General features: G+C 66.2%; 13 protein-coding genes, 1 tRNA gene and 3 pseudogenes. 3 read left to right on the top strand and 14 right to left on the bottom strand.

Going from position 1 to position 12,579, the window contains the following annotated elements:
- Nucleotides 1–11: 11 nt before the first annotated feature.
- From ACWPKK_RS03810 to ACWPKK_RS03765, 10 genes and pseudogenes are all read right to left on the bottom strand, one after another.
- Nucleotides 12–1,073, bottom strand: coding sequence for a sigma-54 interaction domain-containing protein (locus tag ACWPKK_RS03810; RefSeq protein WP_452001144.1), 1,062 nt, complete (start codon nucleotides 1,071–1,073; stop codon nucleotides 12–14).
- A 251-nt stretch (nucleotides 1,074–1,324) separates the two neighbouring features.
- Nucleotides 1,325–1,588, bottom strand: coding sequence for a DDE-type integrase/transposase/recombinase (locus ACWPKK_RS03805; RefSeq protein WP_452001142.1), 264 nt, complete (start codon nucleotides 1,586–1,588; stop codon nucleotides 1,325–1,327).
- Complete coding sequence (locus tag ACWPKK_RS03800; RefSeq protein WP_452004711.1) at nucleotides 1,518–1,775, bottom strand: hypothetical protein; 258 nt, start codon at nucleotides 1,773–1,775, stop codon at nucleotides 1,518–1,520. Before ACWPKK_RS03800 ends, ACWPKK_RS03805 begins: the two co-directional genes overlap by 71 nt.
- A 351-nt stretch (nucleotides 1,776–2,126) precedes the next feature.
- Nucleotides 2,127–2,399 carry a hypothetical protein gene (locus tag ACWPKK_RS03795; protein WP_452001140.1) on the bottom strand — a complete coding sequence of 91 codons (273 nt, stop codon included), beginning with the start codon at nucleotides 2,397–2,399 and terminating at the stop codon, nucleotides 2,127–2,129.
- A 181-nt stretch (nucleotides 2,400–2,580) separates the two neighbouring features.
- A complete protein-coding gene (locus ACWPKK_RS03790; RefSeq protein WP_452001138.1) occupies nucleotides 2,581–3,183 on the bottom strand; it encodes a hypothetical protein in 603 nt (200 codons plus the stop codon).
- An 840-nt stretch (nucleotides 3,184–4,023) separates the two neighbouring features.
- Entirely contained in the window at nucleotides 4,024–4,257 is a 234-nt protein-coding gene (locus tag ACWPKK_RS03785; RefSeq protein WP_452001137.1) for a hypothetical protein, read from the bottom strand.
- Between the two features lie 179 nt (nucleotides 4,258–4,436).
- Nucleotides 4,437–4,709: an ATP-binding cassette domain-containing protein gene (locus tag ACWPKK_RS03780; RefSeq protein ID WP_452001135.1), complete on the bottom strand. Its 273-nt coding sequence runs from the start codon at nucleotides 4,707–4,709 to the stop codon at nucleotides 4,437–4,439.
- 130 nt (nucleotides 4,710–4,839) lie between these two features.
- The gene (locus ACWPKK_RS03775; RefSeq protein WP_452001133.1) at nucleotides 4,840–5,175 is read right to left on the bottom strand and encodes an iron chelate uptake ABC transporter family permease subunit; all 336 of its coding nucleotides are present in this window, start codon (nucleotides 5,173–5,175) and stop codon (nucleotides 4,840–4,842) included.
- A gap of 64 nt (nucleotides 5,176–5,239) precedes the next feature.
- Nucleotides 5,240–5,359: pseudogene (locus ACWPKK_RS03770) on the bottom strand (iron chelate uptake ABC transporter family permease subunit); the annotation flags it as partial.
- Between the two features lie 3 nt (nucleotides 5,360–5,362).
- A complete protein-coding gene (locus ACWPKK_RS03765; RefSeq protein WP_452001131.1) occupies nucleotides 5,363–5,509 on the bottom strand; it encodes a hypothetical protein in 147 nt (48 codons plus the stop codon).
- A gap of 249 nt (nucleotides 5,510–5,758) precedes the next feature.
- On the opposite strand from ACWPKK_RS03765, the gene ACWPKK_RS03760 reads away from it, so the two are divergent.
- Nucleotides 5,759–6,553 (top strand): hypothetical protein, encoded by a 795-nt coding sequence (locus ACWPKK_RS03760; RefSeq protein ID WP_452001129.1) that lies wholly within the window; start codon nucleotides 5,759–5,761, stop codon nucleotides 6,551–6,553.
- Nucleotides 6,554–6,570: 17 nt separating this feature from the next.
- Nucleotides 6,571–6,693 (top strand): annotated as a pseudogene (locus ACWPKK_RS03755) (hypothetical protein); the annotation flags it as partial.
- Between the two features lie 20 nt (nucleotides 6,694–6,713).
- Here the strand turns inward: ACWPKK_RS03755 and ACWPKK_RS03750 are convergent.
- Nucleotides 6,714–7,460: a hypothetical protein gene (locus tag ACWPKK_RS03750; protein WP_452004797.1), complete on the bottom strand. Its 747-nt coding sequence runs from the start codon at nucleotides 7,458–7,460 to the stop codon at nucleotides 6,714–6,716.
- Between ACWPKK_RS03750 and ACWPKK_RS03745 the strand changes: the two are divergent.
- Nucleotides 7,371–7,730: pseudogene (locus tag ACWPKK_RS03745) on the top strand (hypothetical protein); the annotation flags it as partial. The gene ACWPKK_RS03750 and the pseudogene ACWPKK_RS03745 overlap by 90 nt on opposite strands.
- A 449-nt stretch (nucleotides 7,731–8,179) precedes the next feature.
- Here the strand turns inward: ACWPKK_RS03745 and ACWPKK_RS03740 are convergent.
- From ACWPKK_RS03740 to dnaG, 3 genes are all read right to left on the bottom strand, one after another.
- A tRNA-Ile gene (locus ACWPKK_RS03740) sits at nucleotides 8,180–8,255 on the bottom strand.
- Between the two features lie 146 nt (nucleotides 8,256–8,401).
- Nucleotides 8,402–10,408 carry an RNA polymerase sigma factor RpoD gene (gene rpoD / locus ACWPKK_RS03735; RefSeq protein ID WP_452001127.1) on the bottom strand — a complete coding sequence of 669 codons (2,007 nt, stop codon included), beginning with the start codon at nucleotides 10,406–10,408 and terminating at the stop codon, nucleotides 8,402–8,404.
- A 212-nt stretch (nucleotides 10,409–10,620) separates the two neighbouring features.
- Nucleotides 10,621–12,531 carry a DNA primase gene (gene dnaG, locus ACWPKK_RS03730; RefSeq protein ID WP_452001125.1) on the bottom strand — a complete coding sequence of 637 codons (1,911 nt, stop codon included), beginning with the start codon at nucleotides 12,529–12,531 and terminating at the stop codon, nucleotides 10,621–10,623.
- Nucleotides 12,532–12,579: the final 48 nt, after the last annotated feature.

Below are 12,579 nucleotides of genomic sequence, written 5' to 3'. Positions count from 1 at the left end.
CGCCGTTCCGCTCACCGGAAACCCTCCTTGTCGATTCCGTGGCGCTTGAGCAGCCGGCCCATGGCGCGCCGCTCGGTGCCGGCGCGCCGCGCCGCCTCGGTGACGTTGCCGTGGGTCAGGGCCAGCAGGCGGCGCAGATAGGCCACCTCGAACTCCCGCGCCTGCCGTTCACGGCCGGCCTTCAACCCGCCTTCGTGCATCACCGCGGCAGCCTCCGCACCGGGCAATGACGCCGGCGCCGGTCCGGGGATCACGTCGGCACGCCGCACCCGGCCGTCCCGCGCCAGTACGTAGGCCCTGTGCATCAGGTTCTCGAGTTGGCGGACGTTGCCCGGCCAGGGCTGGGCAGCCAGCCACTCCTCGGCGTCATGGTCGAGCCGGGGCACGGCGCCGGCGTAGAGGCCGGCGAAGCGCGCCAGGAAGTGCCGGGCGAGCAGGCCGATATCCTCGCGCCGCTCGGCAAGCGGCGGCAGGTCCAGGCTCAGCACGTCCAGCCGGAAGTACAGGTCCTCGCGGAAGCGCCCGAGCGCGATGCAGGCCTGCAGGTCGCCGTTGGTCGCGGCTAGGACGCGCACGTCCGTCCGCTCCACCTTCGAGCCGCCGACGCGGCGGAACTCGTGGTCCTGCAGGAAGCGCAACAGCGCCACCTGCGCCCTGGCCGACAGGCTGTCCACCTCGTCCAGGAAGAGCGTGCCGCCGTTGGCGAGGGCAACCAACCCCGTGCGCTCGCCCTTGGCGTCAGTGAATGCGCCGCGGGCGTGGCCGAACAGTTCGGATTCGACCAGAGTGTCGGGCAATGCGCCGCAATTGACCGGCACGAAAGGGCCGCCGCGGCGGTCGCTCAGATGATGGACGGCGCGGGCGAACAACTCCTTGCCGTTGCCGGTCTGCCCGCGGATCAGCACGGGCGCGGCGCACCGGGCGAACCGCCGGGCCAACGCGAAGGCCGTCTGGAACGACGTGGATCGGCCGACCAAGCCGAGCCGCAGGCACAACGCGCGGTCGTCGGACGTCGCCGCTGAATCCGGCGGGTCCTCTTCGTCGGATTCCCGCGTGTCATCCGAATGACTCATCCGGCACCCCCGCGGCTCAAGAAATCCAAGGTATTTGAAGTGTTTCCTGGGGATCGGCGACATCACCGCAAAAGACGGCCGCCTTCATGACTTTAATTATTGGACCCGCGTGATGCGCCGCGGCAATTCCCTAGGAGCACTATCACGGAAGGATGACCACCGACGCGCCCGCTCCAGCCAGGACCAGCGCCGACTCGCCGGTTTCGTTGCAAAGTCTGGACGAAGGTGATCGTGCCTCCGGTCCAGCAACTTTAGGCGACAGCCCCGAACAGAGCGGCGATGAGGGCAGCCTCGGCGGGCCTGTCGTTGACGGGGGCGGCGAGGACCTGTCCCTTGCGGACTATCGCCATGATCTCGTAGCCGATGATGGTCCGGCCCGCCGTGTGAAAGCTCTGGAAGCCACGCCCCGGCCGGATCAGTCGTTCAACTCGTCGGTGGTCCTGCTCAACAATGTTGTTCAAATACTTGCATTGTCGACGCTTGGCGAAGCGCCACATCTCGCCGTCCACCTTCATCGCCTTGCTGCACTCCGGTAGGCGGCGTTCTTATTCGACGGTGAGGGTGCCCGGGTTGACCGTGTGCGCCTGCTTCAGCGCCTTGCGAAAGAAGCGCTGCGCGGCGGAGGCATCGGCTGAGCAGCAAGTCGATCGTCTGCCCGCGCGCATCGACGGCGCGGTACAGATACATCCAGCGCCCCTTCACCTTCACATCGGTCTAGTCCACCCGCCAGGAGCCGGTGGTCCTCCGCAGGTGCGGGCGCAGACGCCGGTCCAGCTCCGGGTAGACCTGCATCCAGTAGTACAGGGGTCGTGTGGTCGACCGAAACGCCGCAGTCGGCCAGCATGCGTCCAAATCAAGGTTACTCATCGGAAACTGCAGGGGACCAGCGCACCGCCCACAGGATCACCTCCGCCGTAAAGACGGCCCATGAACGGGCTCTTGCTGCCCTGCATCACCCACCCACCCCACCCGCCAAAGCAGCTCCGACCCTAACCCTGCAACGGAGCCGAGTGGTGAGCCTCCCGCTGGTCTCTGGTGGCACGGCTAGCGCGATCACCAGCGGCTGCGCAACGTTCGCAGGTGGGCGACGCCAAAACCGATTTCGCTGTCGAGGTCTACAACTTGCTGCACGACGAGTCTGTAATTAGTCGTGCCGTCGATCGACCACGGCGAGTCGAAGACATCGAGGTGACTCGGAGCGATTGCCTGTTCGATCAGCCGCGCGGCACCTTGGCCACAGAGGTGGTCGGCGCTGATTGCGGCCGCGCGGGGGAACGACGCCACCAGAGTTGGCGCCGTCGTATCTGTTTTGATGTCGTATGGCATGAGTGCTTGTCCTCGGACAAAATTGATGCGGGATGCTTGGGTGAAGGGTGACCGTCTCGAGGTCAAGCGCCGCGCTCGACACCGCGGTCGAAGCCGCGCATCCCAAGAAGCGTGACGCGTGCGCAGAGCAGCTTGTTCGCTTGCCGGTGGACGCCGCGCCCGCGTCCACCGGCAGGTTCGATCAGGGCACGAGGAGAGATGGTGATCGGGCGGCCTGGGGCGGGAGGCTGCACGGAAGCGGTGAATTGGGCCGCCGAACGCAGAACTCTAAAACGAACCCATGAATTCCCGACGCCAGCGCCCATGCGGCTTCACCGAGCAGAGCCGCCGAAACAGCGTCGTCAATTGCCCCAGTTGCCGCAGCAATGGTTACGTTGTCGATGGCCAGCGGTGCGCGGTCAGCGGCGCGGACCTCGACGCTCGTACTGACCACGACCGCAGGTCCCATCGAGACCGGTACGACAAGCGTCGCAGCGGCGCGGGCCTTCACATCGTTGCCCTCTGTCCATAGCGGGGCGAACCTTCGGAGCGTCGCCGGACCATTGACGAGACGGGACCGAAGGCGCTGGTGATTGAGCTTCCCAGACGCGTGGGGAGGCACGAGAGCTTCGAGCGCGATCAGATCAGCGGGGAGAACCTGCGCGAGCTGACGCACCCAACGGATCGCCCCGGCGTGGATCGGGTCGCTGGGGTTGACGGCCCGTCCGTCGACCTGATACACGCCGTGAGCGAAGAGCAGGTGCACGGAATCATTGCAGGCCAGCGCTTGCGAAAGAGAGTTCATCGGTAGCTCCGTTAGGATTTCCGACGCGACCTCGTGTCGAGGACAGCCTGGGAGGCCGCGCCACCCGGCGCGCGGCCTCCCAGGCTGTCCTCGACAGCTTCCATTTGGTTCTCATCGGCAGAGATCGGCGCCGCAGCAGAGCACCACAATCCAGCTGGACCTGAAGCTGATGTTCCCTCCCGACGGAGCCGCGCAGAGGCATGCTGCGCCATGGATTATTACAATTATCGTTCGTTAAAAATGCCAATGCATTAGCGAATGCAATGCGAACGCAGCAACATGAAGGTTTCGATTCAACGGGTTGCGCGTCACACCTGCACCATAGCAAGCGCCAGATCGGCTCAGACTCCTTCGCACCGATCAAGCCCGAACATTGCACCCCAGGAGCCCGTACTTCGCACCCAGCAACCCCGTACTTTCCACCCCGGATCGCCGCACACGTGACACCATGCCCCCGTAGTTTTCACCCCGTCATCGCGATTCGGTCTAGGATTGGAGCCGCCTCCAAGGTAGGCGGAACAGAAGAACTCTGTACATACGGAACAGGGAACGAAGTTCCCGCCGTCCTCTCGGCGGCGCGTTCGGCGGACGACGGGATCTCCAGCATGTCGACGCGTCCGGCCCGATGCTCTGCGCCACCCTCACCCTGGCGCGCTTGGACGATGACCCGCGGGTGCGCGAGGACTGGCCGGCGCTGGCGCAGGCGCCCTCGGTCGCCGCACGCCTCCCGGCGACGGGGTGATGCTGTTCCGCTACGGCTCAGGCGCGGCACCGCAGCCCCTTGGGCACGCAGACGCGCAGGCCGGTGTCGCCGACCGGCAACACGTCCACCTCGGTGCCTTAGACCTCGCGCATCATAGCGGTGGTGATCACAGCGTCCGGCGTTCCGAGGCGGGCGAGGCGGCCTTCTTGCGGCAGGGCGCCACGGTCCGCGATGGCGAAGGCCTGCTCGGGTTGGTGGGTCGAAAACACCACCGCCCAACCGCCCTCCCGCGCCAGCCGCCGCACCTGCTCCAGCACCCGCACTTGGTTAGCAAAGTCGAGGCTGGCGGTCCGTTGGTTGAGTACCAGCACGCGCGGTGCTTGGGCCAGCCCCCGCGCGATCAGCGCCGGTTGCTGCTCCCCCGCCGCTGATGCGCAGCCAGTCGCTCTCCGTCAGGGGACCGATGTCGAGCCGATCGAGCGCCTCCGCAGCCGCCGAGTGGTCCATGCCGACGGCGCGGCGAAGGGGCTCCGGTGGGCGGTGCGCCCCGTCAACACCATCTCGCGCACGCTGAAGGGAAATTGCCCGGCACAGGCCTGCGGCACGTAGCCGAACGCCATCGCACGCCGACGCGTTCCCAACCGCCAAGGTCGTCGCCATGGACGAGCACGCGGCCGGCGCGTGGCGGCCGTAGGCCGAGGATCGTCTTGAACAGCGTCGTTTTGCTGCCACCGTTGGGGCCGAGCAGGCACAGAACCTCACCAGCCCCGACGGCGAAGCCAACTCCGGCACCGACAGTCCGCTCGCCGTAGCCGAACGCCAACTCCTTGATGGCAAGACGCGCGATCCTGACCAGACGCGCCGCGCGAAGGCCGGCCGCCAGAGGAACACCGGCGTACCGATCACCGCGGTCATCACGCCCAGCGGCAGTTCGACCTACCTCAGGCCGCGCGTCAGCGTATCCACCGTCGCAGCCGTAGCCGCACGAAGGCTGGGCCGATCAGCAGCCGGGCGAGGTGCGGCACCAGCAGCCCGACCTGGCCGACAATGCCACTAACCGACACCGCGGCAGCGGTCATCAGCGTCGCCGCAGCGATCACCACGGTGCGCACCATGCGCACCGACACGCCCAATGATGTGGCCTCCTCGTGACCCAGCGTCATGACGTCCAAGCGCCAACGCAGCGGCACCGGAGGCACGGGCGCCACCGCCATCGGCGGCGCAAGCGCGGCGAGGTCGGTGCGGTTGACCGCCGACAGGCTGTCCAGCAGCCCGCCAGCGAAGGCCATGGCCTGCATGACGAGCAACGGCAGCAAGGCGAAGATGCCAAACACGGCGCCGAGCGCCCCCCGAGGAGACGCCGAGGATGCCGGGCGAGACCAGCGGGTTGCAGAGCGGCCCCTGGTACGCCGCCCCCGACGCGGCGAGCCCTGCACCCACCAGAAGCGCGGCGAGCACGCGCGGGCCGCGGATGTCCTAGATCACCATCTCGACCGCTTTCGACACCGGCAGCGCGCTCTTCGTCGCCTTGGCCCACAGCAGCGCCGCCAACTCGCCGGGCGCCACCGGACAGGCGCCGGTGCTGCCGGCGACGCACATCACCGCCAGCACCAGGACGAGCATCGCGCCCGGCACCAGCGCGAAGAGCGGCTCACCCTGGCGGGCGCGATCCTACCAGGAGGTCGCTAGGTTTTTTGGCGTGGACGGACATCCCCATTTGGTCAAGGGGTAACGCTGGTCACGTTACCGGTCCGGGGACAATCGATCCTCAGGCAAAAAATTCTTCATAAATGTGACGTTGTGCCGTAGATCGGCGCGGAGAAGAGGCGATATTCGCCGGGGCCCGACGATGGGTAACGACGAGAGGCCCTTATGTCCGTGCCCGCCAACACGTTTACCCCCAACCAGATTAGCCTTCGCCCCAAGGTTCGCGCCGCAATCCACAGCCTCATATCGCGTGGCGAGTATCCGACCGTCCGCAAGGTCTGCGAGGAGGTCGGTGCGTCCGGCCGCGATGTTCAGCCCCTCATGCGTGAATGGCGCGACGAGCAGGCTGGCCACACGTCCGCCGCCACTCCGCCGTCCGGAGGGGGCCCGTGCGGCGACGTCAGCGCCGTGGTGCTTGCGGCCGCAGATGCTATGCGCGCTTCGTTCGAGCAGTTCCTTGATGGAATGGTGTCTGCCGTCCGCGCGGAGCGCGCCGAGGACGAGCAGAAGCATGCGTGGCTGCTCGCCAGCGCGCTCCGCGATGCCGAAGATCGTGCAGCACCTCTGACCGTACAGATCAGGAAGCTAGAAGCGGAACTCGAGGCTGAAGAGTCTGGCCGTATTACGGCCGAGGAGCGGATCATCGATCTCACCGCGCAACTGGAACATCTCCGCTCGGAACGCGACGCACAAGAACGGCGCCACTCTGACCTTCGCGATCAGCTCGAGCGCGAACGGGGGATGAGCGCCGCACACCAGACGTCGTTGCTTCTCGTCCAGGAGGACCTCGATGCGGCTCTCGTGACTGCTGCAAAGTACGAAGGAGCTACCAAGCAACTCGACGAAGCGCTCCAGCGGATTGCTCATCTCGAAGAGATGTTGCACATGTCGACCGCTTGGCAGACCAGCCTTCCGGACCTTATCGGCGCCGTTCTGTCGCACCAGAACGCGACTACGTAGCCCGGCACCCGCAGATCATGAACGATCACGCCAGCCTTCCTTTCCCGCAGCTGCTGACCGAACGTGAGGCGGCGGATCTGCTCAGGGTTAAGCCGAGCACCATCCGCGATGAACGAGAACAAGGAAAGCTGGGATACATCCTCGTAGGCTGCCGCATCTTCTATACGGTGCAGCAGCTTCGCGAATACCTGGAGATGCAGACGGTCCCCCCATGCGCAAGCACCCCGAACACCGACTTGGTCAGATCGGACAATACTGGCTCAGTAAGAAGCCCGGCCGCGACGGCATTGACGACGCGTGGTGTCGCACTTGGTACGAGTCCCGAACGCGACAGACACGCCGTGTCAGCCTTGGCACAACAGACTTTCAGAAGGCAACCCTCCAGCTCGCGGCGTGGGTCGTCGAGAATGAGCGCCCCCGGCACGCCGCCCCCGATCGCGTCCTCATAGAAACCGTCTTGCTGAACTACTGGAACGATCATGCCAAGAACCTGCCGAGCGCGCCGACCCAATGGCTCGGCTTGTCCTACTGGCAGGAATTCTGGACGGGGCGGACGGTTGCCGAGATCACGCCACACGAGCAGCGCCGATTCCGTGAATGGCTGGCCAACCGGGGAACCGGCACCAGCGGCATCGACCGCATCCTGTCGGTCGGGCGGGCTGCGCTGAACCGGGCCAAGAAGTGGCAGGAGTTGGCCGAAGTCCCGCACATCTTCGGGACCGTCACGGCCGAAGCAAAGCGGGCGCGCCAACCGAAAGGCCGCCCGATCACGCCCGAGGAGCTGGCGCGTCTTATCGATGCGGCGCAATCGCGCCACATGCTGCTGTTCCTGCTGATCGCCTCCAACACGTTGGCCCGCCCAGCGGCCGTTCTGGATATCGAACCAGCACAGCACGACTCGGAGCATGGGCTTCTCGACCTCAATCCCCCCGGCCGCATCCAGAACAAGAAGTTCCGTCCGGTGGTCCCGGTCTCACCGACGCTGCGCCCATGGCTCAGTCAGCCGGTGGGGAAGAGCGGACGGTACGTCAGCTATCGGAACCAGCCGATCCGCTCCATTCTCCACATGTGGCGGATCACCCGCGAAGCGGCGGGGTTGGATGAGCGCGTCACTCCGTACTCGATCCGGCACGGCATGGCCCGGGAGATGCGCAAGCGGCGGGTACCCACTGAGCAGATCAGCCTGTTCCTTGGTCACCTGCCGGACGGCTCGGCCGCAACCACGTCGATCTACGCACCCTACGAGCCAGGCTTCCTGGCCGATGCTCTGGAGGCCATCGAGGAGGTCATGGGAGAGGTGCGCAAGCACCTGAAGCGCGTCCAGATCGACCACCCACAGGCGGCGCTCGGTTCCGAGATCGAGATCAGCCTCACCGGCCGCGCGCGCCGGCACGGGATAGGCGAAGACAAGCGGCAGGAGGTCTGGCAACTCATCTTGTCCGGCCTGCCACATGCCGAGGTGGTCCGACGGACGGGCGTGTCGAGCGGCACGGTGAGCGCAATCCGGCAGGAGCTGAAGGCGGCCATGCCGCTCTACCGGAACACGGAGTTCGGCGATTGCGTGCCGCTTGCGTGCCGCGATGGTGACGAGGACGCCGACAGCCTGTCGGAAACCCCTGGAAAGGTTGGTGGGCCCGGCCGGATTCGAACCGACGACAACACCGTTATGAGCGGCGCGTTCTAACCGCTGAACTACAGGCCCTACCGCGGGGCGCACTTTGCGACAAAGCTTTGGGGAAATGCAACCCCTCGTTCATCGTTCCGACGCATAAGTCCGAAAACGAAAACGGGGGCCTTTCGGCCCCCGCTTCGTCTCGAACGATACGGCTTCCGGATCAGGTGTCCCAATCAGGTATCGAGGAAGCTGCGCAGCTTGCGCGACCGCGACGGGTGCTTCAGCTTGCGCAGCGCCTTCGCCTCGATCTGGCGGATACGCTCGCGGGTCACATTGAACTGCTGACCCACCTCTTCCAACGTGTGGTCGGTGTTCATTCCGATGCCGAAGCGCATGCGCAGCACGCGCTCCTCGCGCGGGGTCAGCGAGGCCAGGACGCGTGTCGTCGTCTCGCGCAGGTTCGCCTGGATGGCGGCGTCGAGCGGCAGGACCGCGTTCTTGTCCTCGATGAAGTCGCCGAGATGCGAATCCTCTTCGTCGCCGATCGGCGTCTCGAGGGAGATCGGCTCCTTGGCGATCTTCAGGACCTTGCGCACCTTCTCCAGCGGCATCATCAGACGCTCGGCCAGCTCCTCCGGGGTCGGCTCGCGGCCGATCTCGTGCAGCATCTGGCGGCTGGTGCGGACCAGCTTGTTGATCGTCTCGATCATGTGGACCGGGATGCGGATGGTCCGCGCCTGATCCGCGATGGAACGGGTGATGGCCTGGCGAATCCACCAGGTGGCGTAAGTCGAGAACTTGTAGCCGCGCCGGTACTCGAACTTGTCCACCGCCTTCATCAGGCCGATGTTGCCCTCCTGGATCAGGTCCAGGAACTGCAAGCCGCGGTTCGTGTACTTCTTGGCGATGGAGATCACGAGGCGCAGGTTGGCCTCGACCATCTCCTTCTTCGCGCGGCTCGCTTCCTTCTCGCCCTTCTGGACGGTGGAGACGATGCGGCGGAACTCGTTGATCGGCAGGCGGGCCTCTTCAGCCACCTGGGCGATCGACTCGCGCGTCTTGCGGATGTCGCCGTCGTACTTCTCGGCGAACTTGCCCCAGGTCTTGGGGTTCAGGCCGCGGATGCGCTCCTGCCAGTTCGGGTCCAGCTCGTGGCCGAAATACTGGTTCAGGAAGTCCTCGCGCTTCACACGGCAGTCGGTCGCCATGCGCAGCAGGCGGCCTTCGAAACCGGTCAGCTTGCGGTTCAGGCCATAGAGCTGCTCGACCAGCTGCTCGATGCGCTGGTTGTTCAGGCGGACGGTATTCATCAGCTCGACCATCTCGGTCTTGAGCTTTTCGTACTTCTTGTCCGTCTGCTTGCCCATGTCCTCGCCGCGCTGCATCGCGGCCATGCGGGCCTCGTGCAGCTTGTGCAGCTTGTCGTAGGTCGCCTTGATGTTCTCGAAGGTCTCGATGACCTGCGGCTTCAGGGCGGCTTCCATCGCGGACAGCGACAGGCTGTTGTCGCCCTCGTCGCCCTCGTCGCCTTCCTCGCCCTCGCCTTCGGCGCGCGGCGGACGCGGCTCGTCGCCGTCCTCGCCGGCCGGCGCATCGGCGGCGGGCGCAGCCGCGGGCCCGGTGCCGGCGGCTTCCACCACCTCGGCCAGGCCTTCCGGCATCTCCTCGCCGTCCGGGCCGCCGCCATAGGTGGCGTCCAGGTCGATGATGTCACGGAGCAGCATCTTCCCTTCCATAAGGGAATCATGCCACTCCAGAATGGCGCGGATGGTCAGGGGCGATTCGCAGATCGCGCCGATCATCATCTCGCGGCCGGCTTCGATCCGCTTGGCGATGGCGATTTCGCCTTCGCGCGACAGCAGCTCCACCGACCCCATTTCGCGCAGGTACATGCGCACGGGGTCGTCGGTACGACCGATGTCGTCGTCGTCGAGATTGCCCGACGAACGGCCTTCGCCTTCGCCTGCCCCCTCGCCGCTGTTCTCTGAATCCTGCTCTTCCGATTCGACGATGTTGATGCCCATTTCGGACAGCATCGCCATCGTGTCTTCGATCTGCTCGGACGAGGACGAATCCTGCGGCAGCGCTGCGTTCAGCTCGTCATAGGTGACATACCCGCGCTCCTTGCCACGGGCGATCATCTTCTTGACGGCCAAGCCCATGCCGTCCATCAGAGGACCGTCTGCGGATTCCTCCCGCGTTTCGGAAACTTCCACGCTGTTCGCAGCTTTCGTGGCCATGCGTTCGGTGCCCCCGCATTACCCCATTGAAAAAGACGAAAGGAGCGCCCGGTCCCGGTTGCCCGGCCCGTCCGCCCCACCCCCAACCATGTATCTACCCAGAACCCGCCATCACAGAAACTGTCATGCGGCCCTGTCCTGTTGACTGCTTCCTGTCAATTCCGTGCCCCATCAACCGACATCCTGCGGCCGACGACACAAGCCATCAACCGTCAGACATCGTCAAAGTCACCATCATCCGTCATACCCAGACCGGACTTTATGACCTCCTGCTGAAGAGCCACGACCCTCGCGAAGTTCGCCTCGCTGTTGTCACGGGTCAAAGCCGCCTTCGCTTCCCTAAGATCGTCGAGCACCCGCTCTTGATGCAGATGCCGCCACGCAGGCCACCATCCCTTCCGGGCATCCTCCGTGGAGGCATCCGGACGGGCGAAGCCGGCATGGACATAGGTCGACTCGCCTAGCAAAGCACCGACCATCGTCTCATGGCCGGCGGATGACAAGTGGAGACAAAGCGCAGCGGCGTCAAGTGTCGAGTCGTGGTTACGATCGTCCGAAAGACATTCGATCACCGCCCAGCGCAGTTTTTCGAGCTCCGGGTCACCGAACGGCAACAGCCCCAACGGCTCGGCCAATTCGCCGAACAGCTCGGGATGGTTGATGATCGTCGCCAGCAGAATCCGCTCCCGCATCGAGGCGAGGCGGGAGGCGCGGCCGCGCCCCTCCCCCACCGGCTTGGAGGTCAGGCGACCGGGCACGCCCGGCACATGGCGGCGCGGCGGTTCGCCGAAACGCCCCCGCCCCTGCCCCGGCACCCAGGGGCCGCGGTTGTAGGCCGGACGCGCGGGGGCGAAGGCCTCGTCGACGCGGCGGCGCATCTCGGTCCGGTAGAAGCCCTGCACGTCGCGGTCGGCGATGGTGGCGACGCGGGCCTCCAGCGCCGCCTTCACCGCGGCCTTGGCCTCCGGGGTGTCGGTCGGCCGGCCCTCGCTCTCCATCCGCCACAGGGCGTCGGACAGCGGGATGGCGGCCTCCAGCACCGCGCCCATCGCCTTGGGGCCTTGGGCGCGGATCAGGCTGTCGGGATCCTCGCCCTCCGGCAGGAAGGCGACGCGGGCCGACTGGCCGGGGGCAAGGTGCGGCAGGATGCGCTCCACCGCCCGCCACGCCGCGCGCCGGCCGGCGTTGTCGCCGTCGAAGCACAGGAACGGCACCTTCTCCGCCGCCGGGATCAGCTTCCACAGCTCCTGCACCTGCGTCTCGGTCAGCGCGGTGCCCAGCGGCGCCACCGCCCCCTCGAAGCCGGCGCGGACCAGGGCGATCACGTCCATGTAGCCTTCGGCGACGATCACCGGCTTGCCGTCCGCCGCCGCCTGCCGCGCCCGCGACAGGCCGTAGAGCAGCGTGCCCTTATGGAAGAGCGGCGTGTCGGCGGTGTTGACGTATTTCGGCCCGTCTCCCTCCAGGATGCGCCCGCCGAAGGCCACCACCTGCCCGCGCCGGTCGGTGACCGGGAACATCACCCGGTTGCGGAAGAAGCTGTAGGGCGACCGGCCGTCGTCCGGCCGCTTCAGCAGCCCGGCATTGACCATGTCCTCGTCGGAGAACCCCTGCTTGCCCAGATAGGTGCGCAGCGCGTTCGAATCGCCGGGCGCATAGCCCAGCCTGAAGCGCGCGATGGTGTCGCCATCCAGCCCGCGCCGCATGAAGTAATCCAGCCCCGCCCGTCCGGCGGAGCTGTGCAATTGCTGCTCGAACCAGCGGGCCGCCTGCTCGACGAGGTCGTGCAGGGTCTTGCGCCGCTCGTAGCGCTGCCGGTCCTCCTCCGTCGGGCGCGGCACCGGCAGTCCGGCCTCTCCGGCCAAATGCTCGACCGCCTCGGGGAAGCCGAGATTGTCGTGACGCATGACGAAACCGATGACGTCGCCGTGGGCGCCGCAGCCGAAGCAATGGAAGAAGCCCTTCTGGTCGTTGACGTAGAAGGACGGCGACTTCTCATTGTGGAACGGACAGGGGGCCTTGTACTCGCGGCCGGCACGAATCAGGCGCAGGCGCTTGGAAACCACCTCCGACAGGGCCAGCCGGCTGCGCAGTTCTTCCAGGAATTGGGGCGGGAAAGCCATGGTCGAACGGTCACCGGGGAACGAAGGAGGGGCGCGACGGGCGCCAGG

This window comes from Azospirillum largimobile, from assembly GCF_977007025.2.
This window is presented reverse-complemented; position numbering and strand designations above follow the sequence as displayed.

Excerpts from the sequence above, each read along its gene's own strand:
- ACWPKK_RS03810 (WP_452001144.1), bottom strand. The coding sequence starts at position 1,073 with ATGAGTCATTCGGATGACACGCGGGAATCCGACGAAGAGGACCCGCCG.
- ACWPKK_RS03805 (WP_452001142.1), bottom strand. The coding sequence starts at position 1,588 with ATGAAGGTGGACGGCGAGATGTGGCGCTTCGCCAAGCGTCGACAATGC.
- ACWPKK_RS03795 (WP_452001140.1), bottom strand. The coding sequence starts at position 2,399 with ATGCCATACGACATCAAAACAGATACGACGGCGCCAACTCTGGTGGCG.
- ACWPKK_RS03790 (WP_452001138.1), bottom strand. The coding sequence starts at position 3,183 with ATGAACTCTCTTTCGCAAGCGCTGGCCTGCAATGATTCCGTGCACCTG.
- ACWPKK_RS03775 (WP_452001133.1), bottom strand. The coding sequence starts at position 5,175 with ATGGCCTTCGCTGGCGGGCTGCTGGACAGCCTGTCGGCGGTCAACCGC.
- ACWPKK_RS03765 (WP_452001131.1), bottom strand. The coding sequence starts at position 5,509 with ATGCTCGTCCTGGTGCTGGCGGTGATGTGCGTCGCCGGCAGCACCGGC.
- ACWPKK_RS03760 (WP_452001129.1), top strand. The coding sequence starts at position 5,759 with ATGTCCGTGCCCGCCAACACGTTTACCCCCAACCAGATTAGCCTTCGC.
- ACWPKK_RS03750 (WP_452004797.1), bottom strand. The coding sequence starts at position 7,460 with ATGCTCCGAGTCGTGCTGTGCTGGTTCGATATCCAGAACGGCCGCTGG.
- rpoD (WP_452001127.1), bottom strand. The coding sequence starts at position 10,408 with ATGGCCACGAAAGCTGCGAACAGCGTGGAAGTTTCCGAAACGCGGGAG.
- dnaG (WP_452001125.1), bottom strand. The coding sequence starts at position 12,531 with ATGGCTTTCCCGCCCCAATTCCTGGAAGAACTGCGCAGCCGGCTGGCC.